22 protein-coding genes and 1 tRNA gene are annotated in these 25,371 nt (G+C 56.2%); 17 read left to right on the top strand and 6 right to left on the bottom strand.

Annotated elements, in window-relative coordinates; all coding sequences use genetic code 11:
• Positions 1 to 69 precede the first annotated feature (69 nt).
• From QFX05_RS05910 to QFX05_RS05930, 5 genes are all read left to right on the top strand, one after another.
• Entirely contained in the window at positions 70 to 669 is a 600-nt protein-coding gene (locus QFX05_RS05910; RefSeq protein ID WP_279741751.1) for a DUF501 domain-containing protein, read from the top strand.
• A gap of 153 nt (positions 670 to 822) precedes the next feature.
• A complete protein-coding gene (locus QFX05_RS05915; RefSeq protein ID WP_279741753.1) occupies positions 823 to 1,779 on the top strand; it encodes a Ppx/GppA phosphatase family protein in 957 nt (318 codons plus the stop codon).
• A 63-nt stretch (positions 1,780 to 1,842) separates the two neighbouring features.
• Positions 1,843 to 3,477, top strand: coding sequence for a S8 family peptidase (locus QFX05_RS05920; protein WP_279741754.1), 1,635 nt, complete (start codon positions 1,843 to 1,845; stop codon positions 3,475 to 3,477).
• Positions 3,478 to 3,973: 496 nt separating this feature from the next.
• Positions 3,974 to 5,359 (top strand): NAD(P)/FAD-dependent oxidoreductase, encoded by a 1,386-nt coding sequence (locus tag QFX05_RS05925; protein WP_279741756.1) that lies wholly within the window; start codon positions 3,974 to 3,976, stop codon positions 5,357 to 5,359.
• 266 nt (positions 5,360 to 5,625) lie between these two features.
• Positions 5,626 to 5,699 (top strand) — tRNA-Leu (locus QFX05_RS05930).
• A 303-nt stretch (positions 5,700 to 6,002) separates the two neighbouring features.
• Here QFX05_RS05930 and QFX05_RS05935 read toward each other — a convergent pair.
• On the bottom strand, positions 6,003 to 6,416 hold the full coding sequence (locus tag QFX05_RS05935) for a DoxX family protein (RefSeq protein ID WP_279741758.1): 414 nt from the start codon (positions 6,414 to 6,416) through the stop codon (positions 6,003 to 6,005).
• 265 nt (positions 6,417 to 6,681) lie between these two features.
• Between QFX05_RS05935 and QFX05_RS05940 the strand changes: the two genes are divergently transcribed.
• From QFX05_RS05940 to ilvA, 4 genes are all read left to right on the top strand, one after another.
• Positions 6,682 to 7,566: an HAD family hydrolase gene (locus QFX05_RS05940; RefSeq protein ID WP_279741759.1), complete on the top strand. Its 885-nt coding sequence runs from the start codon at positions 6,682 to 6,684 to the stop codon at positions 7,564 to 7,566.
• Positions 7,567 to 7,763: 197 nt separating this feature from the next.
• The gene (locus QFX05_RS05945; RefSeq protein ID WP_279741761.1) at positions 7,764 to 8,666 is read left to right on the top strand and encodes a Bax inhibitor-1/YccA family protein; all 903 of its coding nucleotides are present in this window, start codon (positions 7,764 to 7,766) and stop codon (positions 8,664 to 8,666) included.
• A 170-nt stretch (positions 8,667 to 8,836) separates the two neighbouring features.
• A complete protein-coding gene (locus QFX05_RS05950; RefSeq protein WP_279741763.1) occupies positions 8,837 to 10,063 on the top strand; it encodes an AI-2E family transporter in 1,227 nt (408 codons plus the stop codon).
• Positions 10,064 to 10,226: 163 nt separating this feature from the next.
• Positions 10,227 to 11,528, top strand: coding sequence for a threonine ammonia-lyase (gene ilvA, locus QFX05_RS05955; protein WP_279741869.1), 1,302 nt, complete (start codon positions 10,227 to 10,229; stop codon positions 11,526 to 11,528).
• Positions 11,529 to 11,697: 169 nt separating this feature from the next.
• Here ilvA and greA read toward each other — a convergent pair whose 3' ends face one another.
• Entirely contained in the window at positions 11,698 to 12,195 is a 498-nt protein-coding gene (greA, locus tag QFX05_RS05960; RefSeq protein WP_279741765.1) for a transcription elongation factor GreA, read from the bottom strand.
• A 417-nt stretch (positions 12,196 to 12,612) separates the two neighbouring features.
• Between greA and mca the strand changes: the two genes are divergently transcribed.
• The 7 genes from mca (at position 12,613) to QFX05_RS05995 (ending at position 19,637) form a co-directional block, all read left to right on the top strand.
• Positions 12,613 to 13,581 (top strand): mycothiol conjugate amidase Mca, encoded by a 969-nt coding sequence (gene mca / locus QFX05_RS05965; protein ID WP_279741767.1) that lies wholly within the window; start codon positions 12,613 to 12,615, stop codon positions 13,579 to 13,581.
• Positions 13,582 to 13,860: 279 nt separating this feature from the next.
• Entirely contained in the window at positions 13,861 to 14,670 is an 810-nt protein-coding gene (gene uppS, locus QFX05_RS05970) for a polyprenyl diphosphate synthase (protein WP_279741769.1), read from the top strand.
• 104 nt (positions 14,671 to 14,774) lie between these two features.
• On the top strand, positions 14,775 to 15,302 hold the full coding sequence (locus tag QFX05_RS05975) for a prepilin peptidase (protein WP_279741771.1): 528 nt from the start codon (positions 14,775 to 14,777) through the stop codon (positions 15,300 to 15,302).
• 126 nt (positions 15,303 to 15,428) lie between these two features.
• A complete protein-coding gene (locus tag QFX05_RS05980; protein ID WP_279741772.1) occupies positions 15,429 to 15,935 on the top strand; it encodes an NUDIX hydrolase in 507 nt (168 codons plus the stop codon).
• Positions 15,936 to 16,271: 336 nt separating this feature from the next.
• The gene (locus QFX05_RS05985) at positions 16,272 to 16,745 is read left to right on the top strand and encodes a DUF6423 family protein (RefSeq protein ID WP_279741774.1); all 474 of its coding nucleotides are present in this window, start codon (positions 16,272 to 16,274) and stop codon (positions 16,743 to 16,745) included.
• Between the two features lie 47 nt (positions 16,746 to 16,792).
• Positions 16,793 to 18,049 carry an FAD-dependent oxidoreductase gene (locus QFX05_RS05990; protein ID WP_279741776.1) on the top strand — a complete coding sequence of 419 codons (1,257 nt, stop codon included), beginning with the start codon at positions 16,793 to 16,795 and terminating at the stop codon, positions 18,047 to 18,049.
• Positions 18,050 to 18,419: 370 nt separating this feature from the next.
• Positions 18,420 to 19,637, top strand: a complete 1,218-nt coding sequence (locus QFX05_RS05995; RefSeq protein ID WP_070482926.1) for an MFS transporter — start codon at positions 18,420 to 18,422, stop codon at positions 19,635 to 19,637.
• A 131-nt stretch (positions 19,638 to 19,768) separates the two neighbouring features.
• Here the strand turns inward: QFX05_RS05995 and QFX05_RS06000 are convergent, their stop codons facing one another.
• Positions 19,769 to 21,175, bottom strand: coding sequence for a class II fumarate hydratase (locus QFX05_RS06000; protein WP_279741779.1), 1,407 nt, complete (start codon positions 21,173 to 21,175; stop codon positions 19,769 to 19,771).
• Positions 21,176 to 21,396: 221 nt separating this feature from the next.
• Positions 21,397 to 22,116, bottom strand: coding sequence for a carbonic anhydrase (locus QFX05_RS06005; protein WP_279741781.1), 720 nt, complete (start codon positions 22,114 to 22,116; stop codon positions 21,397 to 21,399).
• A 402-nt stretch (positions 22,117 to 22,518) separates the two neighbouring features.
• Here QFX05_RS06005 and glpX point away from each other — a divergent pair, with 402 nt between their 5' ends.
• Positions 22,519 to 23,526 carry a class II fructose-bisphosphatase gene (gene glpX, locus QFX05_RS06010; RefSeq protein ID WP_279741782.1) on the top strand — a complete coding sequence of 336 codons (1,008 nt, stop codon included), beginning with the start codon at positions 22,519 to 22,521 and terminating at the stop codon, positions 23,524 to 23,526.
• Positions 23,527 to 23,705: 179 nt separating this feature from the next.
• Here the strand turns inward: glpX and QFX05_RS06015 are convergent, their stop codons facing one another.
• Positions 23,706 to 24,707 (bottom strand): lipid II:glycine glycyltransferase FemX, encoded by a 1,002-nt coding sequence (locus tag QFX05_RS06015; protein ID WP_279741783.1) that lies wholly within the window; start codon positions 24,705 to 24,707, stop codon positions 23,706 to 23,708.
• Between the two features lie 19 nt (positions 24,708 to 24,726).
• Positions 24,727 to 25,365 (bottom strand): 5-(carboxyamino)imidazole ribonucleotide mutase, encoded by a 639-nt coding sequence (purE, locus tag QFX05_RS06020; protein WP_279741784.1) that lies wholly within the window; start codon positions 25,363 to 25,365, stop codon positions 24,727 to 24,729.
• Between the last annotated feature and the right edge of the window lie 6 nt (positions 25,366 to 25,371).

The raw sequence follows: 25,371 nt of genomic DNA on the forward strand, positions 1-25,371 counted from the left end.
GAACCCTGCCCCTGGAAAACACCCAGTATAAGCGGACGAGGCGACCCCTCGTTCCAGAAACTTAGGAATATGAGCACCGAAAACACTATTGAAGAGCTGAAAGCACGCACCCCCCGCGGCTTCGGCGTAACTGTTGAAACCCTGACCCCCACCGGGCAGGACATCCGTGTTCTCTCAGCACAACTGGGCCGCAGGGTCCGCGACGTGGTTGAGATCCCGGCACGTTGCGTGTGCGGTAACCCGCTCGTGGCTGCGACCGCGCCGCGCCTGAGTAACGGCACCCCCTTCCCGACCGTGTTCTACCTCGCGCATCCGGTGATTACCGCTGCGGCTTCCCGTCTGGAAGCGGGCGGCCTGATGTACGAGATGACCGACTCGCTGGCTGAGGACGCAGACCTAGCGGCACAGTACGCTGCCGCGCACGAAAACTACCTGGCTGAGCGTGAGCGAATCCGCCTGATCAGCGGCACCGAAGAGGTCCCGGAGATTGACGGCATCTCTGCCGGCGGCATGCCGACCCGCGTGAAGTGCCTGCACGCCGTTATCGGCCACACCCTGTCGGTGGGTCGCGGCGTGAACCCGATGGGTGACCGCGGCTTGGACGCTATCGCCGCGTGGTGGACCCCTGAGATCTGCTCCTGTGACCCCGCATGGCGTGAAGAAGCCTAAATACTGATTCTGGTGCGCCCGCATCGTCTTGAGGGACGGTGCGGGCGCATAATAGATAGAAGAAAGAGCGCCGAAAAGCGAAAATTTTTCGCCTGCGGCGCTCGCTGTGCCTTTGGCGCTGAATGTTTATTGAAGACCTGAAAGGAACACACCGTGCGCGTTGGTGCCATTGACTGCGGTACGAACTCTATTCGCCTGCTGATTGCTGATTCCATTACTGAGGTAGTGGACGGGGCTGAGAAGACCGTCCTGAAGGATGTTGTGCGTGAGATGCGCATTGTGCGTCTGGGTCAGGGTGTGGACGCGACCGGCTGGCTGGCGCAGGAAGCGCTGGACCGTACTTTCGGTGCGGCTCGTGAGTACGCGCAGTTGCTGAAGGAGCACGGCGCTGATTCGGTGCGTTTCGTGGCGACCAGCGCGACTCGCGATGCGGGTAACCGCCAGGTGTTCGTGGACGGAATCCGCGAGATTTTGGGTACTGAGCCTGAGGTCATTAGCGGTGATGAGGAAGCTGCACTGTCCTTTGCGGGTGCGGTGCGTGCTGTCGGTTACGGTGATGGCGACACTCTGGTGTTCGATCTGGGCGGTGGTTCGACTGAGTTCGTGCTCGGTGACGACGAGTTGGGCGTGAAGGCTTCCCGTAGTGTCAATATTGGTTGTGTGCGCTTGACTGAGCGTCACATGCTCAGCGCCCCGGCGACCGAGTCTCAGATTGCTCGCGTTGAGGCTGATACTGACGAGGCTCTCGATGTTGCGCGTAAGACGGTTCCCCTACAGAATGCGCGCCGCGTGGTGGCAGTGGCTGGCACCGCGACCACTGTGGCTGCCGCTGCGCTGGGTCTGGACCGCTACGATTCTGAGGCTATTAACGCTCAGAGCTTCTCAGTAGAGACCGTTCAGAAGACTGCCCGCTGGTTGGCTTCGCTGAACCGTACCGAGCGTGAGGAGCTCGGTTACATGCACCCCGGTCGGGTGGATGTGATTGGTGCCGGCGCGACGATTTACGCCCGCATCCTGACCCGTCTGAACGAGATGACTGATGGCGCCGTGGATTCGGTGACCGTCAGTGAGCACGACATTCTGGACGGTATTGCTCTGTCCCAGCTGTAGGCGTGAGCGCTCGCGCCGTGAACCGATGGTGGTTCACGGCGCAGCTCAGCTTGAGGAGTTTTAATGTTTCATTCTGAGCGTCGGCGAGGTATGCCCCTGACCGGCTGGTCTCTTGTGCTGTTTTTCGCCTGTGTGTCTCGTGTATTTGGTGTGTGCGTCTCGGTTGGTTCTGACCGAGGCGCTACTCGCCGCATCCGTAAGGATGCAGCTTTGGGTGCCAGTGCCGCGTTGACTCTTCTGCCGTTGTGGATCCCGCTGGCGCCTGCCGCCTGGGCTACAGACCCGACTCCTTCCGCTTCTGCGTCGCCGAGCCCGAAGAGGGAGGTGACGGCGACTCCTTCGCCGTCGGGTACTGCGGTGCTGAAGACTTCTGCGACTCCGAGTCAGGGCACGTCGACTAAGAATGGTGATGATGTTCGTCAGCGTGAGTATTGGCTGAATGAGTACGGTATTACGTCCTTGTGGTCGCAGGCTACGGGTAAGGGTGTAACGGTTGCTGTGATTGATACGGGCGTGGACGGTACTCACCCGGATCTTGAGGGTAATGTTCTGCGCGGTTATGACGCTTCGGGCGTCGGTAGCGAGGACGGCTGGAAGGGCCTGGGCGCTGAGCCGATGCACGGCACGGAGGTCGCTTCTCTGATTGCCGGTCACGGTCACGATACGCAGGGTTATTCTGCGATTGCGGGTCAGCCGGGGAAGCCGACCGGTGTGATTGGTGTAGCTCCCGATGCGAAAATTCTGCCGATTTCGCTGAATATGGGTACGACCGGCGGTAAGAGCATTGATGAGCAGATCCCGGCGGCGGTGCGTTATGCGGTCGATAATGGGGCTCAGATTATTAACATGTCCATCGGCTCGAATAAGACGAGTTGGCCGCAGAGCTGGGATGAGGCGTTTGCCTACGCTGAGCAGAAAGGCGTGCTGATTGTCGCGGCTGCAGGTAACCGCGGTAGCGGCTTGACGCAGGTTGGTGCTCCGGCGACGATTCCTGGCGTGCTGACCGTGGGTGGTATTGACCGGAATAAGCAGGTTTCTGAGGGGTCGTCTACTCAGGGTATTTCGATTGCCGTGGTTGCTCCGAGTACCGATATGATTGCGGCTGCCCCGGGTAACGGGTACATGATTTGGTCTGGTTCTTCGGCTGCTGCCCCGCTGGTGACGGGTGTTGCAGCGTTGTTGAAGCAGAAGTATCCGAAAGAGTCGGCGGCTCAGTTGGCTCAGCGGTTAATTGCTTCGGCTGATGATGCTGGTGCGACGGGTCGTGACCCTTTGTATGGTTACGGTATTTTCAATCCGCAGGATGCGATGGCTCTAGCGTCACCTGCGGTGACGGCTAATCCCTTGGGTTCGATTTCTGAGTGGATTGCTGTGCACCGCAAGCAGCAGGTGAGCGTTCCGACTCCTAACGATGCTGCGCCAGTCCATGAGGAGGGTGAGAGCATTGTGAAGGCGGCTGCGCCGGATGCGCGTCGCCCTCCGGAGGATCGTGGCTGGTTGCCGCCGGTGATTTTGGCGGCGCTGGTGTTGTGGCTGACGATTATTACGGCTGGTTCGGTGCATCGTTTGCACAGGATGCATGTGAGCGCGGGGCAGGTTGCGCAGATGGCTCGTGCGGCGGCGCATCATCAGGGGTCTCACCGGGGTACTCGCCGGGGTACTCGCCGGGGTACTCGCCGTGTGTCGAAGAAGTCTTAAGAAACTGCACGGAAGAGTGCTCGCCGGACCCCTCGTTAGCACTGTTTGATGACGTTTTTCTGTTGTACAGGGGCTTTTCTGTTCGCCTGGGGCTGACTTTTGAGTTGGCCCCAGGTTTTATTGTTTGGGATGGGATTTCTGGCGGGACAGGCAGTAGTAAACGAAAATATCGAACACACCGCACAAAAATTAGAAAGGGTATTTTTGACCGTAACCAGCATCAAGGGGTGAACCCAGTTCAGATGCGCAAAACTTTTAACTTAGGGTCAGCCCAAAAGGGGCCATAGGTGCGAAATTACCTAAACAAAGGCGTAAAATAGAAGACAACAGGTATGTGATAGACAGGCTCGTGCTGCTAGCCACTTCGCGTTGCGTAAGGACTTCCAGAGCGGGCCGCTTTGTTCGTCAGGGGAGCTTTCGGAACGAGCCGAAAGTTGCACATACCACCCTACCGGGGCTACCGAACCTCGGTACCTAAAGACTAGGAAGTAACAAAATGGCATTCACTAAGGTGGTACAGGACCGTCCTCGCGTCCTGATTGTCGGTGGCGGCTACGTCGGCTTCACCGTTGCTAAGAAGATCCAGAAGGCTATCAAGGAGACCGGTGGCGTTGTCACCATCGTTGAGCCGAACCCCTACATGACTTACCAGCCCTTCCTCCCCGAGGTTGCAGCAGGTTCAATGGAAGGCCGTAACGCAACTGTGCCGCTGCGCCAGCACCTGAGCGACACCGAGCTGATTCCGGGCCGTATTACCTCCGTCAACCATGCAAACCGCACCGCTATCGTGGAGCCCACCGACAACGGTGAGCCCTTCGAGCTGAAGTACGATGAGATTGTTCTGGGTGCAGGTGCTGTGACCCGTGCATTCCCGATTCCGGGTCTGGCAGAGGTTGCTATCGGTCTGAAGACTATTGAAGAGGCAGTTTCTGTTCGTAACTGGGTTCTGGATCGCATCGAGGTTGCATCCATGCTCAATGATGCTGAAGCACGTCGTCGTGCCCTGACCTTCGTCATTGTTGGTGGTGGCTTCGCTGGCGTTGAGACTATCTCCGAGCTCGAGGACATGGCACGCGTTGCTGTTGAGCGCAATGAGCGTCTCTCTGTTTCTGACCTGCACTTCGTCATGGTTGAGGCTGCACCGCGCATCATGCCCGAGGTTCCCGCAGACCGTGCAGAGAAGGTTGTTGCAGAGCTGCGTGCACGCGGCATCGAGATCCTGCTGAACACCTCCCTCTCCGACGCAACCGACGGTAACCTGCAGTTGATCAACATGGCTGACAAGTCCCCCGCAGGCGAGGTCAAGACCGACACCCTGATCTGGACCGCAGGCGTGGCAGCATCCCCGATGCTGAAGAACACCGACTTCCCGATCGACGAGCGTGGCCGCGTTCGTGTGAGCGCAGACCTGCGTGTTACCGGTGATGATGGCGTGCTCGAGGGTGCTTGGGCTGCAGGCGACAACGCGGCTGTTCCGGATCTTTCCGGTGGCGGCGTGGGCGGCTTCTGCGTTCCCAACGCTCAGCACGCTTCCCGCCAGGCTGTTGTTCTGGCTAAGAACCTGCTGGCTGCTCGCCGCGGCGAGCCCCTGACCGACTACTACCACGAGACTATTGGTGTTGTGGCAGGTCTGGGCCTGTGGAAGGGTGTTGCAAACTTCAAGGGTAAGACCATTGGCGGTCCGCTGGCGTGGATTATGCACCGCGGCTACCACGGCTCTGCAATCCCCACCACCGAGCGTACCGTTCGCGTGATGACCACCTGGGCTCTGAACCAGATTTTCGGTCGCGACACCTCCTCGATTCGCCACCAGCGTTCCCCGCGTCTGGCATTCCAGGAGGCAACCGGTACTGCACCGGCACGCCAGAAGGCAAAGCTCTAAAATAGCCTGACTTAGGGGTATTCCCCTGGGATAGCGCACTTGAGATAAAAAGCAATGGGTGGTGTGGAAGACTTTGGTCTTCTGCACCGCCCATTTTTGTGCCCGGGGGGGGGGGAGTATCTGCTGTGTGCAGTCGCTCACCGGTATGTGCTGTTGCGATTTCTTGTAGTTAGAGCGTGGGGAACTCATTGAAATATGCTTCCGCTTAGGTGTGGGTGCGTTTTCGTGGAATAATAGGTATTCGTACCCCTAACTATGCGGGGTGCGCCCTCATAGTCCAATTGGCAGAGACAGAGGACTTAAAATCCTTGTGTTCTGGGTTCGAGTCCCAGTGGGGGCACTGCATAGAGACGCGTAGATGCGCGGTATAGAGATAAGCGGCGGCTCTTCCCGTAGGGGAGGAGCCGCCGCTTGCGTGTCTGGGGTTTTGTGGGGTTCAAAAAGGCGATGCCCCCGGACCAATGCTATCGGGGCATCGTGGAGTGGCGGTGCGGGCTGTCGCATTCCGCGCTCTCTCTTCACTGCGGGTAGATGCAGTCGTTCTCTGCCGGAATCAGGGCGGCCGGTGGTGAAGCCTGAGTGAACCTATCGGCAATTATCTGCCTTCGGGAATTGTGTGTGGAGGCAAGAAACGGTTCAAAGCTTACTTGCGGTGCGCGGTAATCAGTGCATCGATGGAGAACTTGCCTGCGCCGGTGAGAGTGAGGGCTGCTGCCACTGCGGCGAGGGTAAGGACGTATTCGTAACCGCCCTTAGATGCGGAGAAACCTGCTGGGAGGTGGACGAAGAAGAGTGCGCCGCTCATGGATATGACGGATGCGGCTGCCGCGATGCGGGTGCCTGCACCTAGGATAATCATGATGCCGCCGACTAGTTCGGTTACCATAGCGAAGTATGCTGCTGCGGCTGCCATGGGGATACTCATCTGCTCGAAGGAGGCGATGGTACCCGCGGGAGTCCATTCGAATGCTTTCTGGGTTCCGTGCATGATCATGACAAAGCCGAAGACGAGTCGGAGGATGAGCAGACCAGTGGATTTCGTGGTGGTGTTGTTCATACCTTTAAGCTTGACAAGTAAAGTTTTACAATTCAAGTGAATTTAGCTCGCAGAGGGAAATAGGGTGCAAAAAGCAGTGAAAATGGGGCTAAAAAGTGACTTGCGCCCTAAGAATGGGGGTTTAGATGACGTTTTGTGACGGCGCTCAACTCTCAAGAACGCCCGCATACCATCTTTCGGAGCTGAAAAACATGAGACCCTAGAAGAGACACAGCCACAGATGCACCCCCGCCTGAATGGGGTAGCAGGGGCAGAAAGGCATCGCATGCAGACTAGACCCTCCATTATTGCTGTCGATATGGACGGCACATTCCTCACCGACTCCAAAACTTTTGACACCGAACGTTTCTCACGCATCCTGCCCCGCCTGCAGGCGCTGGGAATCCATTTTGTCGTGGCGAGCGGAAACACCTACGCCAAGCTACAGGACTATATGCGCGGCTTTGAGAACCAGAGCCTCATCTACATTGCAGAGAATGGTGCGTACCTGGCCGATGAGAGCGGTCAGCTTGCCGTGCATCCCTTTGAAGAAGAGGATGTACCGCGCATCATTGAAGTAGTCCAGGGGCTGAACCACATCGGTCTGCTGGTCTGCACCACCGAAGGTATCTACCTTCCCAAGGACCGTTGTGACCAGATTGTGCACATGATTCGCGGCTATTTTGAAGATACCGGTCAGGATCTTCCCGAAACCCTCACCCTGGAGGACTTTGCGGCGTTCTTCTTCCCTGGCTCGGTCATGGTTGACTCTATTGAAGATTTTGAGGGTGCACCCATTAAGTTCCCGCTGCTGACCCCGCCGAAGCAGACGCAGCAGCTGAGCATCTACCTGCGTGAGGCTCTTCCGCAGACCGTCACCCCGATGGTGAGTGGCTTCGGCGCCATTGACCTAGTGCGTACCGGTGTCAATAAGGCGACCGGTCTGAAGGACCTATGCGAGCGTCTGGACGCTGATCCGGCGGGTATTCTTGCCTTCGGTGACGGTGAGAACGACATGGAGATGCTCAGCTACGCAGGCTGGGGTGTTGCTATGTCTAACGCCCCGGAGATTGTGCGAGATGTTGCTGACGAGGTGATTGGTTCGAACGAGGAACAGGCCGTTCTGGAGTACCTGGAGCAACTCCTTGATTGTTTGGAAGCTTCGCAATAGACGCTTCACAAAGAGACGCGCAGAAGTGTTTGTCTGCGGGGCGGTGCGGACCTGGGTGAACCTCAGGTAAACACCGCCCTGAAATATTCTGGCAAGGTTGCTAGAAACCCTTGCTGGTAGCGAACAGCACCCGTGAGCGCAGAATCTATCCGATAGAATTAACAGAATTAGTTTTGTACCCGTTTAAGGAGAGTATGATGGCAGGAAACCCGCTTCTGAATTCAATGACGAAGAATGTCACTCAGGGTGACTCTCGTTTCGGTCGCTTTGGTGCACAGCCTCAGCAGGCCAGCCAGCAGGCGCAGTACGGTCAGCAGCCCTATAATCAGCAGTATGGCCAGCCCCAGTACGGCCAGCAGGCACAGTACGGCCAGCCGTACGGTGAGGTTGAATACGGCGTAGCAGCCCCCACCTACTCGGAGCCCATCCCTGCTGGTGAGCGTCTGACTATGAACGATGTCATGGTGAAGACCGGCATCAACCTGGGCCTGGTCGCTGTCGGTGCCGCTGTTGCATGGTTCATGCCAGTGTTGCTGCTCCTGGGCATGATTGGCGGTCTAGTCCTGGGTCTGGTGAACTCCTTCAAGAAGAAGGTTTCCCCGATTCTGGTCATGACCTACGCGTTCATGGAAGGTCTGTTGCTCGGCGGCCTGTCCGCTGTTGTGGATATGCGCTACCCCGGCGTGGCTGTCCAGGCTGTTCTGGCAACCCTAGTGGTCGCAGGTACCACCCTGGCGCTGTTTGCGAACGGGAAGTTGCGCGCAACTCCTAAGCTCAACAAGATCTTCATGATCGGCGCTATTGGTTACCTTGTGTACGGCCTCATCTCGATCCTGGGTGCGGGTATCTTCGGTTCCGCACTGGGTAGTGTGAGCCTCTTCGGTATTCCCCTGGGTCTGATTGTTGGCCTGTTTGCTGTTGCGTTGGCAACCTACTCTCTGCTGCTGGACTTCACCACCACCTCCGAGGCTGTGGAGGCTGGCCTGCCCGAGCGTGAGTCCTGGCGTCTTGCATTCGGCCTGACCGCTTCTCTCGTCTGGTTGTACGTCGAGATTCTGCGTGTTCTCATGTACCTGGCAAGCATCTTTAGCAACGACTAAAGCTCGTTATGAGGCGGCGGTACCGTGATGGTGCCGCCGCCTTTGCCGCTTTACTTCCCCGATGTATCGAGGCGCAGGGGAGGGGCCACAACATCACCACATACTACCTCCGCTGGGGTAGCCGAAGCTGCCCCGCGCGGGCGCGATACCGATAACGATTTGGAGACACCGTGAAAATTACACCTATTGCAGAAGAACAAGTAGCCGAGGAGGAGCGCGGCTACCGGGTGCCTTTTGCTATGGAAGTTGCCGGTGCTTGGGCGTGGCGCATCATTATGATTGCCGGTGCCGGTTGGGTCCTTTGGAAAAGCCTGGGACACGTCTCCCTGCTGGTTATTTCTCTTCTGGTGGCTCTGCTGTTGGCGGCTCTGCTGAGCCCCGCCGTGATGCTTCTGCGTAAGAAGGGTGTTCGTGCCGGTGGCGCGGCGGCTATTGCCGAAATCGGTATGATTCTGGTGCTCGCCGGTATTATTTCGCTGACCGGTCAGCAGATTCTACGCGGTTTTGTGTCCATGGCGGATAATGCAATGCAGGGCTACCAGCGGCTGATTGGTTGGCTGAAGAACCTCGGCTACGAGTTCGGTGCAGACCAGCTGAACCAGCTGTTGAATCAGGCAGAAAATGCCGTCAGCAATAATCCCAGTTCTGTGTTGCACGGTGTATCCCAGGTGGGCTCGACCGCCGCTGAGGTTGCGACCGGTACCCTGCTGACCCTGTTTACCCTGGTCTTCTTCCTGATGGAGGGCGAGCGTATCTGGCTGTTCGTGACCCGCCTCTTCCCGAAGGATGCGCGTGCCGCTGTCAACGGTGCGGGTCGTGCGGGTTGGAAGTCCCTGGGTGCCTACGTGCGCGTTCAGATTCTGGTGGCGGCTATCGACGCTATCGGCATCGGTGTTGGTGCCGCAATCCTGGGTGTTCCGCTGGCTATCCCGCTGGGTGTACTGGTCTTCCTCGGCTCCTTCGTTCCGGTGATTGGTGCTCTCATTTCCGGTGCTGTGGCTGTGCTGCTGGCGCTGGTTGCTCTGGGCCCGGTGCAGGCGCTGATTATGCTCGGTATTGTTCTGCTGGTTCAGCAGCTCGAATCCCACATTCTGCAGCCGCTCATTATGGGTAAGGCTGTCTCCTTGCACCCGCTGGCGGTTATTTTCTCGGTGGCTGGTGGCTCCATTATTTTTGGTGCGGTGGGTGCTCTGTTCGCTGTGCCGACTCTGTCTGTGGTCAACACGGTGGTGCGTTACCTGGCGAATCGTGACTGGGAGAAGGAGGCACCTCGTGAGGAGGAGTTCCTCTTCCCGCATGAGCTAGAGCGCCGTAAAAAGGCTGAAGAGTCTGAAAAGGAGATAGAAGCTAAAGAGTCTGAAAGCTCTGAAGAATCTAAGGAATCTGAGAAGGCTTAGAACTCAGTTCATTGTGACTAACCGCGGGCTAGATGCTCGCACATAACCTAGAACGGGGGTCGTTCTTGCACTATCTGCTGAGAGTGCGGGGACGGCCCCTGATTTATGCCGGTTCATCCTCTAGAATGGAATGTGCACTGTGCCACCGCGCACCTTTAAACGTATGGGGCTAGGTGCCGCCCAGAATACGTACCCCCAGAATGGAAACCTCGTGAGCGTAGATCTCGACTCCCTGCCCGTGACCATCACCGACATTGAACGTGCCGCAGAGCTACTCGAAGGCGTTATTGAACGCACCCCTGTCGCTCATTCGCGTGCGCTGAGCCAGCGGCTCGGTTCCGAGGTTTTCTTCAAGTGCGAGAACCTGCAGCGTGCCGGTTCCTTCAAGGTGCGCGGTGCGTACGTGCGTATGGCGAAGCTTTCCGAGGAGGAGAAGAAACGCGGCGTCGTGGCGGCGAGCGCGGGTAACCACGCTCAGGGTGTGGCTCTGGCGGCTGATCGTTTGGGCATTAAGGCTCGTATTTACATGCCGCTGGGTGCGGCACTGCCGAAGATTACCGCGACCCGTGATCACGGCGCTGAGGTTGAGCTGCACGGTGTGACTGTGGACGAGGCTCTGGCGGAGGCGAAGCGCTACGCCGAAGAGACCGGCGCGGTGTTTGTGCACCCCTTCGACAATGAAGACATTATTGCCGGTCAGGGCACTATCGGTCTGGAAATCCTGGAGCAGGTTCCGGACGTTGACACCGTGATTGTGGGTGTTGGCGGCGGCGGTCTGCTCGCTGGTCTGTCCGCTGCTATCCGCGCGAAGGAGCAGAAGCTCGGTAAGAAGATTAATATTATTGGTGTTCAGGCAGAGCACGCGGCGGCGTACCCGCTGTCGCTCGCCGCGGATGCTCTGGTGCCGCTGAAGAAGGTTTCCACCATTGCGGATGGTATTGCGGTGGGTCGCCCCGGCCAGATGCCCTTCTCCATCATCAAGGAGCTGGTGAACGATGTGGCGACTGTGAGCGAAGATGATATCGCTCGGGCTTTGATCTTCCTGATGGAACGTAACAAGCTTGTGGTGGAGCCTGCTGGTTCGGTACCCGTGGCGGCGCTGATGAACGGCAAGTTGAAGGAAGAGTACGGCGACCTGGGTACGGTCGTGTGTGTGCTCTCCGGCGGCAATATTGATCCGATGCTGATGCTGAAGGTGATTCAGCGTGGTCTGTCTGCGGCTGGCCGCTATATGACTGTGAAGATGATGCTGTCTGATCGTCCGGGTGAGCTGGCGACCATTTCCCGCATTATTTCTGAGAACGACGCGAACGTGACCGGTGTGGATCATACCCGTGTGGGTGGTTCGCTGTCCATGGGCGATGTGTCGATTACCATCGACATGGAAACCAAGGGTGTGGAGCATTGCCGCCAGGTGATTTCTGCCCTGGAGGATGAGGGTTTCAAGCCCATCATCGTCTACTAAGCAGATATATTTATTAGCCGACGAGCTATAGCGTTGCCTCAAATCAGATGATTGGAAGCAACCAGATAGACGCAAGCAAGCAGAAAAACAGTGTGGGGTCCTGAACTTAAACGGTCAGCACCCCACACTGTTTGTTTTAAGTCTAGCGTTGTCTCTTAGCTCTAACTTCTCAGCCCAGGTAGGGGGTTGCGGAGATAATCTTGGCGCTCAGTTCCTTACCGTTCGGAGCGGTGTAGGTGACTTCGTCACCCTGCTTAGCGCCCATAATTGCTGCGCCGAGGGGGGACTTCTCAGAGAAGACCTTCAGGTCGCTACCTGCAGGCAGAGTGTCCTCAATTTCGCGGGAGCCGAGTAGGAACTTCAGGGTGCGGCCGGCAACCTCAGCTTCGATAACCATGCCGTGTTCTACCACGCCGTCGTCAGCGGGAGTATCGCCGATGTGTGCAGTTTCCAGCAGATGCTTGAGCTGCTTGATGCGTGCCTCGTTCTTAGCCTGCTCGTCACGTGCAGCGTGGTAGCCGCCGTTCTCGCGGAGGTCACCCTCATCGCGTGCCTGCGCGATGCGGTCAACAATTTCCTGGCGGTACGGGCCGGAGAGGTGCTCCAGCTCCTCGGTGAGGCGGTCGAAGGCGTCCTGAGTGAGCCATGCACCGGTGTTTTCAGCCATGTGTGTCCTTTGCTTATGCGCCGGCTCTGCCGGTGCGAAACGAATAAACCCGCTACCGTGCGCCATAGAAAAAGGCGGGGAGGCGGTAACGGAATGAATCAACAGACCTATTCTAGAGCACTGGAGGATTTTCGGCTGTTACGCCGGTCGTATCTTCCCCTCTGAGCGCATCTTCATCGGTACGCATGCCGGTAGCTGAACGTTCTGCCAGCATCAGCCTGTTTCTTGCCCGTGAATCTGCTGATAAGGTGGGGTATTTCAGGATGTCACACGGTGTCATTTGCGCTAGTGCACTGGCGCTATCCTTGGGTATCATACGAGAAGCTACAGCCGTAAAATTTCTGCCGCGTAGTGCTCGCATTTGCGAGTCACAGACATATTATCCGCATCCTGGCGCATCACATAAAGGAGACCACCGTGAGCGAAGCCATTGAACAGCTGAAGGCAAACCTGCCGACTCACCCTCCCGTGGACTCCCTCAAACCGCTGGATGAGAACTACACTGGTCTGCGCATCCTCGCGGTGCACGCGCACCCGGATGACGAGTCCTCCAAGGGCGCCGGTACTGCTTCGGCGTATATTGCCCGTGGTGCCCGCTTCATGGTGGCGACGATGACCGGCGGCGAGCGTGGTGACATCCTGAATGAGGAGATTGCTAAGAGCCCGCGTGCGCACCGTGACCTGCCGGGTCTGCGCCGCGCTGAGATGGCGGTTGCCCGCGAGATTATGGGTATTGAACACCGTTGGATTGGCTTCTTTGACTCTGGTCTGCCCGAGGGTGACCCCATGCCGCCTCTGCCCTTCGGTAGCTTTGGTACCATGCCCCTGGACCGTGCCGCTGCGCCGCTTGTGCGTTTAGTGCGTGAGTACCGCCCGCACATCATCATCACCTATGACGAGATTGGCGGCTACCCGCACCCCGACCACATCATGACCCACAAGGTTGCCGTGGAAGCATTCGAGAAGGCGGGCGACCCCGAGGCGTATGTGGGTGAGGGCGAGCCCTGGACCCCGATGAAGCTCTACTATGACCGCGCGTTCAACCCCGAACGCACCCTCATCCTGCACGAGCATCTGCTCGATACGCACGGTGAGAGCCTGCTGAGTGGCTGGATTGAGAACATCGCGTACCATGCAACGTCGGGGGCGCCTCGCCATGAGACTACGACCCGCATTCTGGTTCACGAGCACTTTGAGCAGCGCGATCAGGCGCTGCTGGCGCACGCCTCGCAGGTGGATCCGAACGGCGTGTTCTTCGCCGTTCCTAGCGAACAACTGAAGGATATCTGGCCTTGGGAGGACTACACGCTGGCTGCCTCACATGCTGAAGTTCAGCTACCCGAATCTAGCCTGGATGAGGGCCTGAGCGACTACTACGTTATCTAGCGTGGGACGCATCGCCCCACGTTAGCCAATGATGCCTTTCACTCACGATACGAGTCGTGGGTGAAGGGCATCAACCATTCTTAGGTACGCGATGTGCGCAACCCCTTCACACACCCCCGCATGCCACCACTAGCCACCACAAATTTTGAGCCGATTCTCAGCCCAACCGTGATGCCGATTGCCGCGAAGGTACGGCGCGGCGGAGTAGAATAGGAGCTTGGGCTCTTTCGTTATGAGCCTGCTGAATTATCGCCACGACAGCCGAATGAGGTATGAGCTATGAGCGCCAATGCCCTGCCTGTGATTACTGTGCACGGCCACGCCAGCAACCCCGGCACTGTCACTGAGCCTACCGTCTATGAGCAGGCTCTGGCGCGCTCGCTGAGCCCCGAATCCCTGCCTGCACATATTGGAGTGCTGGTGGACGGTAACCGCCGCTGGGCGGCTCAGCGCGGTTTGAGCACCCGTGAGGGCCACGCCGCCGGTGCGGAGCGAATTATTGATTTTCTGGCGTGGTGTACTGAGCTGTCGATTCCGCAGGTGAGCCTGTACATGCTCTCCACCGAGAACCTGAAGCGTCCTGAGAAGGAGCTGACCGGTCTGGTCGCGGTGATTGATGCCTTCCTGGTGCGTCTGGTGGACTCCGCCTGCGGTCCGGTGCGCGCCATCGGCAATATTGACCTGATTCCTCGTCAACTGCACGAGCGCTTAGATTGGGCGATTGAGCAGACGGCGCACCTGCCCGGTGTTCGTGTGAACATTGCGGTCGGCTACGGCGGTCGCCAGGAGATTGTGGACGCGGTCCGTTCGGTTCTGCGTGAGGCCGCCGCCGAGGGTGCATCCTTGGAATTGCTTGCTGAACAGCTGAGCGTAGAGGATATTTCTTCGCATCTGTACACCGCCGATATGCCCGACCCGGACCTGCTGATTCGCACTTCGGGCGAGCAACGCCTGTCCGGTTTCATGACCTGGCAGAGCGCGTATTCTGAGTTTTATTTCTGCCCCGCTTTATGGCCGGATTTTACTCGCGTTGATTTTCTGCGTGCCTTGCGGGATTACGCGAACCGTTCCCGCCGCTTCGGTTCCTAGAACTTAGATGCTCTAGCGCCTATGCGCTCTAGCACCGCTGGCTCGTATTTCTTGGCTAGCAGGTTTCGGTAGTACCGCCTCCAGCAATACAGAATGGACGTTCTATGCCCGCTGAGCTTTCCCGCCTCTATAACGCAGGCGGCGCTTCCGTTATTGCCGCTCTGGTGCTCGGCAGCTACCTGCTGTATTTTTTGTGGTGCGCCCTGCGGCTGTGGCGTATTGACGTGCGGGAACACCGTCTGCCCCACCGCATCCTGATCCCTCTGGCTATTGCCACCTATACGGCGTTGCCTGTGTCTTTGCTTTTTGCCGGTCGCCCCGCCGATATTTGGCGCGTGATGGGTGCCGGTCTGGCGCTGTGGTTCTGCTACGGGCTTCTGCGTATTCTGTCTTTCGGCGCGCTGGGCCGCGGGGATGTGAAACTTGCCGGCATTCTGGGCGGCGCGCTCGGGTACCTGTCCTGGGCAAATCTGGGCTGGGCGTCGCTGGTGACGTTCCTTGCCGGTGGTCTGGTGTCTTTGGCTCTGGTGCTGTTCACGAAGGCGCGCGGTAGCACCCGTATTGCCTTCGGTCCGTTTATGCTTCTGGGCGCGCTGGTGGCGTTGGCGGCTCCGGCGTATTCTCTGTGGTAGATTCCGAAGTAGGGTGACCGTCCGGCTAAGTGGCGGGCTTGTTCTGTGTGCGGCTCGCCGCTGTTTGCTCTGCTCTCTAGCACCTATTTCCGGTAGATTTGCCGGGGCTTTTGAAAGGTTAATGTTATGCCTACTCCTCCCTATATCCGTAAGCTGCGTGAGCAGATTGGACCGGATTACCTGTGGCTCTCCGGTGCGACGGCTGTGGTGTACCGTGAGCAGGATTCTAAGGTGCTGCTGGTGCGCCGTAGCGATAACGGGGCGTGGACCCCGATCACGGGTATTGTAGACCCGGGGGAGAGCCCCGCACTGACCTGCCTGCGTGAGGCGCAGGAGGAAGCGAACGTGCAGATTGAGGTGTTGGAGTTGGCGCAGGTGAAGGCTGACCCGCCGATGCAGTTCGGTAATGGTGACCGCTGCCAGTTCTTGGACCATACGTTCTTGTGCCGCTGGGTTTCTGGTGAGGCGAAGGTGAACGACGAGGAATCTTCGCAGGTGCGTTGGGTGGATGTGTCTGACCCGGCGGAGCGTGCGTTGCTTTCTGAGCGGATGCTGGACCGTATTGATGCGGCGCTGAACTATGACGGCCACTGCCGTTTTGGGTTGGAATCGGTGCCGCCGGAAGAACTCTAAACCGGCTGCTGGGACTGAGCAAAAGCCGCCGGATGAGGCGTGTAGATACAGAGGGAGGGGCGACCCGCCGTCATGGCGAGTCGCCCCTCCCAGCATTTTTACAACAGTTTGTTACATGTTATTGGGTGGTTCTTCCTGCTTTTCTGTGGGAGTGAGGGGCTGGAGGCCTAAAATTTGCCGTGGCTTTATTTTGTTTTTGTCTTTTTTACTTTAAGTTGTGCCTGTGTGTCGAGTTATGAGTGGTACACATGAGATGCTTTATATATGACACAGGTTACATCGGGAGTGGTGACCCCATATCAGTCACCCGAGAAAATTCGTTCACGTGATGTTCAGATGACTGCAGTTGCTTTCCTTGAGACTCGAACAATTCTTGTCTCTGGAACTCTGGAAACCAGTGACCGGGCGGTCATGGTTACCTATGATTTGCCTTCAGAAGGTGAGTGGACCTTCATTAAGGTGGAGACAAACCTGTCTAATCAATCATGGAGCAGCTGGATTATGAGCGTGGACGATGATGGTGAATTTGTGGAGGATGCTGCTCGCCCAGCTATCTCGCAACAGTTCTCACAGGTCGTCTATAGCGCTGATCATCGGAGGCTAGGATTCTTTGATGGAGAGGTTCGACCGGGAGAGGCAGTCCTGAAGCAGTTTACCGTTCGAGCTCCGTCGCGTCGGTTTTACATGAGCCACGGACGCAGGCATCGCCCTCAGGGAACTCCTGTTGATGAGATTTTCTCTGAAATTCTAGAGGGGTACACTCTGGATTCTTCTTACGAAATTTTTGTTCCAGTTGAAATTCGCTATTAGTAAAATGCCTACCTATTTGTAATAGGTAGGCATTTTAGGAGGTAAGTATGGGTAACTATAAAAATTACTTTTTTGTGCCACCTGGATATTTGTTGGATAGTCCCAGGGGGAGGCAGGAAATTTTAAAAAATGTAGTTGATTTGCAGGAGATGCCCTCATTTCATGACTATATCGATTCTGAAGGTTATTTGGATGTGGTTATAGTCGGGGGAGGTTTGTCTGGAATCAATCTTGCCTCATCTATCTTTCATGTTGATGGATTAAAGTATGTAATTGTTGATCCACATAAAAGGTTGGGCGACAAATTTTTGTCCATGTGTAATTCAATTGGTCAAAATGTAATGAGGTCTCCATATGAACATCATCCAGGTTGCCAATTTGTTCACGATTGTGAATTAGTGGATTTTGCTCGAATTAAATACAGTTTCCTCACTGTGACGGAAAGGGAACAAGTTAAAATGTCAATCATGGGGCATCGATCCATAGTTCCTATGGATGTTTTTGAAGGGTTCGTGCGTCATGTGATTGAATTGCATGAACTCGAAAAAAGGCACATTGAGGATGAAGTGAAAAATATTTCCAAGATAGGTGGATATTATACTGTTTCGCTTAAATCTGGAATTATGCTTAAATCTCGCAATGTTGTTTTTTGCACTGGTCAAGAATCTATTGAAGTACCAGATGGGTATAGTACCCCCTGGGACTTGAATACTCTCCAGGAGGCAAAGCCAGGAGATAAGTTTGCGGTATTTGGAGGTGGGCAAACAGCTGCTACTTTGACTTATGCGCTCTTGAAATTAGGTGCTAACGTTGATTTATATCATAGAGGCGAGTCTATTACTTTTCGTTGCGCAGATGTTCCTGCTGAGTTTTTCAGGCCTGAAGGGCGAGAAAAATACAGAAAAAGTTCATCTTTAGGATTTAAAAAATCTTCAGTTATGCATGAGTATTTAGATATATTTAATGCTTATAGGGCTAAGGGATTCCTAAATATTTATCCAATGGCTCACCTGAAAGACCGTTCTATCTATGTGGATGGAATTAGGGTTGATGGTGAAGGAATGGGTTATAAAAAAATTATTCTCTGTTTTGGTTTGGTGCCGAAGAGTTTTCGTTGCCTTATTGATGAGAGTATAGATATCTGGGATGTGGATTATTGGTGTGCTATTCATGATGGATTGTATGTATTGGGGGCAGGGGCTGAGGCCGCCTTGGGTCCTGCGGCTAAGAATATTGATGGGCATAGAGTTGGCGTGATTAGAATTTTGGATTCTATTACAAGGAAGAGCGAAAAACTAAAATGAAATATTTTGATTTAGTTAAGAGTTTGCCTGATGACTATCCAGGTATTTCTCAATGTGAAATTGTTATGATGTCTTTGGGAAATGAAGTTTTGTATGCTTCTCTTCAAGATTCATTAAACTCCTGCAGGGATACAATGTGTTTGGGGGAGCATATTTTAAGAGGCGAAATCCTATCTCATAGGAATTGGCCTGTATGTAAGGAGGTGGAGGATACTGTCAATATTGTCTCTAGCAAAGTTCAGATTCCTAGGACAACATTTCATTATTCTGCCTATAAATCTTTAAGGCATGCCATTTTTTGTGAACTAGGATCATCGTGTTCATCACAATTGTTAGCAGCTATTTTGATGCGTGCTGGAAGGAATAAAGCATGACAACACATAAAATACCGTGGAGAATCTACGTAGCCCTTATCGGCTCTCTGGTAGGTACAGGAATATATTCCTTCGCCCTACCCATCGCGATTCTCGCTAGTACAGGCGAAATTGGGTTAGCTGGCGTGATGGCAGTAGCCATGCAAATCCCCAATATCGCCTTGGCATATCCACTAGCAACCCTATCTGATAGTCTGCCTCGAAAACCTATGATCGTGATTGCCGGGGCAGTAAACATCCTCAGCATCCTTACCTTGGCGTTGATGATTGAGCAGCATATGCTGTCATGGTTCACCATCGCCGCACTAGGATTTGTGAGCGGTGTCTTCTCCGAACTGGCTGCTGCCTCAGAAGCGGGATATATTCCGCAGCTTCTCGGACGAGAAAACCTTCTTTCGTACAACGCACGTCGTGAAATTTGCGAGGGAATATCCGCAATCATTGCGCCCCCTACAGCAGGATTTATTGTTCTTGTCGCGGGTGCAACGGTCGGTCTTATCGTCCCGGTGCTCCTTTTCGGAGCGGCAACTATTTCATACGCAACGTTGCCATCTGTAGAGATGGAAACTAAAACTGAGCAACGCGAAACCGCACAACATGGGTTTATCCACCGGATGTTTGACGGTATCCAATACATGTTCTCCGGTGCCCCGCAGAGACTTATCCTTGTCTACACGTTCTTCTTGGCGGCAGCTACGGCATCGTATTCACTCATCATTATTTACCGCCTGTACGAGGAACTCACCTTTGAAGCCTCAGTGGTAGGCATGATTATGGCCTGCAGCGGTATCGGTGGTATCGTCGCGGCGCTCATCATCGATCGTTTCCTCTCTTTCGAGAACACACGAGGAATGCTGCTGGTCGCCAACGTCGTATCCCTGCTCGGAATACCGCTCGTCACCATCAGCAATAACCCCGTAGTGCTCGGAGCCTTGCTCTTCATCCTGGACGTAGGATGGGCATCAGCTTTCATCTTCTCCAACAATCTGCGTGACTGCATTACACCGAATGAGCTACTGGGGCGTGCCAGCTCTCTTGACGGTGCCGTGTTTGGGCTAGGAACGCTGTACTCCATGGGTGCGGTAGCACTGATGCTTGACCATCTAGGCTCCTTCAACGCTGCACTCGTCGTCAGTATCCCGGCTGTACTCTGCCTCATCTACACGCTGGTCCACTATAAACAGTTCAAAGTGTTCAACATCGTTGAACAATAGTGAGAACCCGCTACCCACTTAATGACGGGGCGGAGAACATACACAGAAGGAGGGGCGACCCGCCGTCATGGCGAGTCGCCCCTCCCTCTATGGTTAAGCCGCGAACCTCAGAGGAGGTTCAGGCGGTGAGATTAGAAGTTGCCCAGCATCTTGGTGACGTCCAGAGCCGCATCCAGCTGCTCCTCAGTCACTTCGCCGCGCTCCACATAACCCAGAGCCACAACTGCCTCACGGACAGTCACCTTGTGAGCCACCGAGTACTTAGCAATCTTCGCAGCAGCCTCGTAACCAATCAGCTTGTTCAGCGGGGTCACGGTCGACGGCGAAGCCTCAGCCAGGAAGCGGCAACGCTCAACGTTAGCGGTCAGACCGTCAATCATCTTCTCAGCCGAAACGCGAGAAACATTAGCGAGCAGGCGGATCGACTGCAGCAGGTTAGCAGCCATCACCGGGATACCCACGTTCAGCTCAAACGCGCCGTTAGTGGAAGACAGAGCAATGGTTGCGTCGTTACCGATAACCTGAGCGGCAACCATGATGGTAGCCTCACAAATCACGGGATTGACCTTACCGGGCATAATCGAGGAGCCGGGCTGCAAATCGGGGATATGTAGCTCGCCCAGACCGGTGTTCGGGCCCGAACCCATCCAGCGGATGTCGTTGCTGATCTTCATCAGGCCGTACGCCAGGGTGCGCAGCTGACCGGAAACCTCAATCAGACCGTCACGGTTAGCCTGAGCCTCGAAGTGGTTACGAGCCTCGGTCAGGGGCAGGCCGGTCTCCTCAGCGAGTAGCTCAATCACGCGAGCGGAGAAGCCGTCCGGGGTATTAATGCCGGTACCCACAGCGGTACCGCCGAGGGGAACCTCAGCTACGCGGGGCAGGGAAGCGTTCACACGCTCAATGCCGTAACGTACGGTTGCGGCGTAACCGGAGAACTCCTGGCCCAGAGTGATGGGGGTTGCGTCCATCAGGTGGGTACGACCGGACTTCACAACGTCCCTGAACTCTGCGGACTTGCGCTCCAGGGACTCAGCGAGCACCTCGAGAGCAGGAATCAGGTCCTTTACCAGAGCCTCGGTCACAGCAACGTGCACGGAGGTGGGGAAGACGTCGTTAGAGGACTGGGATGCGTTCACGTGGTCGTTGGGGTGAACCTCAATGCCCTTGGACTCCAGGGAACGGGTTGCCAGGGTTGCCAGGACCTCGTTCGCGTTCATATTCGAGGAGGTACCGGAACCGGTCTGGAAGACGTCAATGGGGAAGTGGGCGTCGTAGTCACCGGTTGCTACCAGATCCGCTGCGTCGCGGATAGCCTGGGCGCGCTCAGCGTCGAGCACCTTGAGTTCCTCATTGGCGGTCGCGGCTGCCTTCTTCACGAGGGCAAGCGCACGAATATGGGCGGATTCGAGGGTCTGACCCGAAATCGGGAAGTTCTCGACTGCGCGCTGGGTCTGTGCACGGTAAAGTGCATCAGCCGGAACGCGAACTTCGCCCATGGTGTCATGTTCAATGCGGTATTCAATGTTTTCAGCCATACCTCTAGGATAGGCGTTCAAAGTGGCTTACGTCGCCTCGAAAAGGTGTCAAATGAGGAAAAACGCTTATAAATTTTGCGGCGTGAGAAGGCGTGTAAAACCCCCGCCCCGGCAGATATGTGAACACTCTACCGTGGCGGGGGTATCCCATAGAAAAATCTGTTCTTTAGTGTGAGTATGTGGGTTCTCGCTCTACGGCTCGTAACGAGTGAAGAAGAAATCTAGTCCAGATTCTCAGCAACCACAACGCGCGGGGGGGTCTTCACGACCACCGGAAGCGCCTGAGTCAGCGGGTTCTGCGCGCCGTTCTTCTCCTCAGGCAAGGTTAGGTCCTGTGAAGTGAACACCAGCTCCGCCTTACCCTCCTTCAGATGGTAGAAGACACCAATCACGGCGACCTTGCCCTCAACCACTGCATCCGAAATGATGTGGGACTGCTCAATAATGCGGATAGCGGTCTGGCGGGTATGTTCACGCACCATGTCGTTGACGGTCGGGTTCTCCGGCAGCTTCGGAGACATTGCCGAAGGCAGGATGTGCTGCACCAGGTTACGGATGAAGCCGTGTGGCATCCTACCGGAGTCTAGGGCATTGCTAGCAGCAGTGACCGCACCACAGGAGTCGTGGCCAAGAACCATCACGACAGGGGTCTCAAACTCATCGACCGCATACTCGAGCGAACCAAGAGCAGCATTCTCCAGCACATGGCCGGCGGTACGCACCACGAATGCGTCGCCCAGACCCAGATCAAAAATAATCTCCGCGGCCAGACGAGAGTCACCGCAACCAAAAATTGAGGCAAATGGGAACTGCCCCGACGCCAAATCGGTACGGCGAATCGTGTCCTGGTTGGGGTGCTCGTTACTGCCCTCAATAAAACGACGGTTGCCGTCTCGAAGACGCCTCCACGCCTCAGCGGGAGTCGGTTGAATGCCAGCCATGTGATGCTCCTTAGCGGACAGGGATAGGAACTCGTATATGCTCACCCGCTCGTTTCTGTGAGCGGTAGTGGGGAAGCTTCAATCGCTCATACTGAAGCTCAGGTTGGTTCCGGGGTCCCGTGAAATAACCTATCTCAAATATGCCTTAAAAATGCAAAAAATAGCTAGTTCGGCACACCTTCCCGTGCCCAAGAGTACAAAAAGATGCATAAAGAGAGATGAAGCCCTCACAGATTTGCCGCATCTGCTCACCTTAAAGTCAACACGCACGCAAACTCGTTCAGAACAAGAAAAACGAAGCGCCCGCGCGCTATCCTGAAAGGAGCACTACTGCGTCGGCGACTTCGTGCTGGAAAGAACTAGCCAGCCGACGGTGTATTCAGAAATCTCGAAGGTGAGTCTATGACTACGAACAACAACCACGGCGATCGCAACCTCGCAATGGAACTGGTCCGCGCGACTGAAGCAGCAGCAATTGCTGCAGGCCCCTGGGTCGGCGCAGGCGAAAAGAATCTCGCAGATGGCGCAGCCGTAGACGCAATGCGTTACCGCCTCTCCACCGTCAACTTCAACGGCACCGTTGTCATCGGTGAAGGCGAGAAGGACAAGGCTCCCATGCTGTACAACGGCGAGAAAGTCGGCGACGGCTCCGGTCCCTCCCTCGACGTGGCGGTTGACCCCATCGACGGTACCCGCCTGACCGCACTCGGCATGGACAATGCCCTCTCCGTGATTGCTGTGGCAGACGGCGGCACTATGTTCGACCCCTCCGCAGTGTTCTACATGGAGAAGCTGGTCACCGGCCCCGACGCCGCAGAATTTGTCGACCTGCGCCTGCCCGTCAAGCAGAACCTGCACCTGGTCGCTAAGGCTAAGGGCAAGAAGGTTAGCGAGCTGACCGTATGCGTGCTGGACCGCCCCCGCCACGCCAAGCTGATCCAGGAGATTCGCGAGGCAGGTGCCCGTACCCGCATCATCCTCGACGGTGACGTCGCTGGCGCTATCGCAGCCTGCCGCGAAAACACCGGCGTGGACCTCATGCTCGGCACCGGCGGCACCCCCGAAGGCGTTGTCGCAGCATGCGCTATCAAGGCAACCGGTGGCGTCATCCAGGGCCGCCTGGCACCGACCGACGAGGCAGAACGCGAAAAGGCACTGGAAGCTGGCCACGACCTCGACCGCGTGCTGACCACCAACGACCTGGTCACCAGCGACAACTGCTTCTTCGCCGCAACCGGTATCACTGACGGCAAGCTGCTGCGCGGCGTGCGCTACAGCAAGAACCTTGTGACCACCCAGTCGCTGGTTATGCGTTCCTCCTCGGGCACCGTGCGTACCGTCGAGGCGGAGCACCGCCTCTCCCGCCTGCGCGAGATTCTCTCGCACACCAAGAGCCCCGAAGAACAGTAATCTGCGAAGAACAGTAACCTCGCCCCGCAAGGGCTGAGGAGCCGCACTAAGACTCCTCGAATATTGGACATACATACACAGGGAGCCGTCCTCACCGAGTTCTTCGGTGAGGACGGCTCCCTCATATATTTAGCTTTTAGTTCTCAGGATACGCCCGAGTAAGGACGAGCCTGAACCCGTTAGCGAGAGCGGAAAGACTGAACCTTCGCCTTCGCCTTCGACACAGCATCACGAACAGCGGGACGAGCCTTGTACGCCAGCGTGTAGGCGCGGTAACCCAACGAAGTTACCGGAACATCCCAGGTACCCGGGTACTCCACCGACTCGCCACCGAAGGACTTCTTGAACTTCGTGAAGCCAGCCCACTCGTGATCCGGCTGATCCTCCGGCGCAATACCGAAGAGGTCAACGTACTTCAGACCCTTGCGCTTAGCGTCCAGGATAAAGTTCGTCACCACCACAACACCTGCACTAAGGTTGCGGTGCTCGAAGGAAGCCGCAGCGTGCGCGTAGGTGCGGGTGTCATCCGAATCGTACACAAACGCCGCCGCAATCGGGGTGCTCTCACCGTTCTCATCGGTCAGCTTCGCAATGTACAGGGACGCCGCACCGGCGGGCATCAGCACGCGAGCAACCTGCATCAGGTACTCATCCTGCTGACGGTTAAAACCGTTACGGTCCGCGGTTTCCTCGAGGAAGCCGAAGAGAATCGTCATATCCGAGGGATTGGTCGACACCTCAATGGTCACGCCCTTTTTGTGGAGATTACGATGACGATTACGGTAACTGGAGCTCATTCCCTTGAGGATTTCGTCCTCGGTGCCCGAAAGATCAATAATCTGCGTATGCGAAGGCTGCACCTGGCGAGGAGCCAGAACCGCACCGCGACGAGCCAAGAAAGCAGCCGCATCCTGATCGCCCCAAATAGCGGATTCAGTAGGCTCAATGCGCACAAACAGGCAACGAAGCTTCGCGGCCTCTTCCTTCAACGATGTGAGAGCCTCATCAAAAGCCACAGCGCTGGAGGCGACCGGTCCGTACGGGCTGTACAGGTAGCGGCCGGTAGCGCCGCCCTCAACGGTCGCAAGGTACGACCAACCATTACCGCTCTTACGAATCACGGTGTGACCATTAGATTCCTGGAAACGTGCCCAAATATCGGACTGAAGAATATTGCTCATCCTTCTAGTGTATCCGAGCTTAGGGAACGTAAGCCTGGGGCTCGGACGACGCTTCGGGAGCGGGAGTGGGCCGGGGTGCAGAGGAGCTATCCTCCGCCTCGCGCTCAGCTACTGCCTTAGTCTTAGCCTCAGCAAGACGGGTGCGCAGAGCAGCGCCCTTATCCATAGCGGTCTGGCGCAGATCCTGAGAGAATTCACGCAGGTCAGTATGAACCTGCTGAGCGAATGCATCAGTACCCGAACCCAGAATACGCAGAGCCAGCAGACCTGCATTGCGAGCACCGTTAATGGAGACGGTAGCTACAGGAACACCGGCGGGCATCTGAACGATTGACAGCAGCGAGTCCATGCCCTCGAGGTTCTTCAGACGCACCGGAACACCAATCACGGGTAGTGCGGTGACGGAAGCGAGCATACCGGGCAGGTGAGCAGCACCTCCAGCACCAGCAATAATCACGCGGATACCGCGGCTGTGAGCCTTCTTGCCGTACTCAATCATGTCTTCGGGCATGCGGTGAGCAGAAACAACATCGGCCTCGTAAGGGATGCCGAACTCGTCAAGAACCGTGGCGGCAGCCTCCATAACTGACCAGTCCGAATCCGAACCCATCACAATGCCAACAATCGGCTGGGAAGAATCATAGGGAGACTGAGACATAATCCT

The sequence above is a fragment of the Rothia similimucilaginosa genome, from assembly GCF_029850875.1.
Classification (GTDB): Bacteria; Actinomycetota; Actinomycetes; order Actinomycetales; family Micrococcaceae; genus Rothia.

What these genes read in the sequence shown, in the direction of transcription:
- purE (WP_279741784.1), bottom strand. Translation starts at nt 25,365, where the DNA reads ATGTCTCAGTCTCCCTATGATTCTTCCCAGCCGATTGTTGGCATTGTG.
- QFX05_RS05940 (WP_279741759.1), top strand. Translation starts at nt 6,682, where the DNA reads ATGCAGACTAGACCCTCCATTATTGCTGTCGATATGGACGGCACATTC.
- QFX05_RS05910 (WP_279741751.1), top strand. Translation starts at nt 70, where the DNA reads ATGAGCACCGAAAACACTATTGAAGAGCTGAAAGCACGCACCCCCCGC.
- QFX05_RS05995 (WP_070482926.1), top strand. Translation starts at nt 18,420, where the DNA reads ATGACAACACATAAAATACCGTGGAGAATCTACGTAGCCCTTATCGGC.
- QFX05_RS06000 (WP_279741779.1), bottom strand. Translation starts at nt 21,175, where the DNA reads ATGGCTGAAAACATTGAATACCGCATTGAACATGACACCATGGGCGAA.
- uppS (WP_279741769.1), top strand. Translation starts at nt 13,861, where the DNA reads ATGAGCGCCAATGCCCTGCCTGTGATTACTGTGCACGGCCACGCCAGC.
- QFX05_RS05975 (WP_279741771.1), top strand. Translation starts at nt 14,775, where the DNA reads ATGCCCGCTGAGCTTTCCCGCCTCTATAACGCAGGCGGCGCTTCCGTT.
- QFX05_RS05980 (WP_279741772.1), top strand. Translation starts at nt 15,429, where the DNA reads ATGCCTACTCCTCCCTATATCCGTAAGCTGCGTGAGCAGATTGGACCG.
- QFX05_RS05925 (WP_279741756.1), top strand. Translation starts at nt 3,974, where the DNA reads ATGGCATTCACTAAGGTGGTACAGGACCGTCCTCGCGTCCTGATTGTC.
- QFX05_RS05985 (WP_279741774.1), top strand. Translation starts at nt 16,272, where the DNA reads ATGACTGCAGTTGCTTTCCTTGAGACTCGAACAATTCTTGTCTCTGGA.
- QFX05_RS05935 (WP_279741758.1), bottom strand. Translation starts at nt 6,416, where the DNA reads ATGAACAACACCACCACGAAATCCACTGGTCTGCTCATCCTCCGACTC.
- QFX05_RS06015 (WP_279741783.1), bottom strand. Translation starts at nt 24,707, where the DNA reads ATGAGCAATATTCTTCAGTCCGATATTTGGGCACGTTTCCAGGAATCT.
- greA (WP_279741765.1), bottom strand. Translation starts at nt 12,195, where the DNA reads ATGGCTGAAAACACCGGTGCATGGCTCACTCAGGACGCCTTCGACCGC.
- QFX05_RS05990 (WP_279741776.1), top strand. Translation starts at nt 16,793, where the DNA reads ATGGGTAACTATAAAAATTACTTTTTTGTGCCACCTGGATATTTGTTG.
- QFX05_RS05920 (WP_279741754.1), top strand. Translation starts at nt 1,843, where the DNA reads ATGTTTCATTCTGAGCGTCGGCGAGGTATGCCCCTGACCGGCTGGTCT.
- QFX05_RS06005 (WP_279741781.1), bottom strand. Translation starts at nt 22,116, where the DNA reads ATGGCTGGCATTCAACCGACTCCCGCTGAGGCGTGGAGGCGTCTTCGA.
- ilvA (WP_279741869.1), top strand. Translation starts at nt 10,227, where the DNA reads ATGGGGCTAGGTGCCGCCCAGAATACGTACCCCCAGAATGGAAACCTC.
- QFX05_RS05945 (WP_279741761.1), top strand. Translation starts at nt 7,764, where the DNA reads ATGGCAGGAAACCCGCTTCTGAATTCAATGACGAAGAATGTCACTCAG.
- glpX (WP_279741782.1), top strand. Translation starts at nt 22,519, where the DNA reads ATGACTACGAACAACAACCACGGCGATCGCAACCTCGCAATGGAACTG.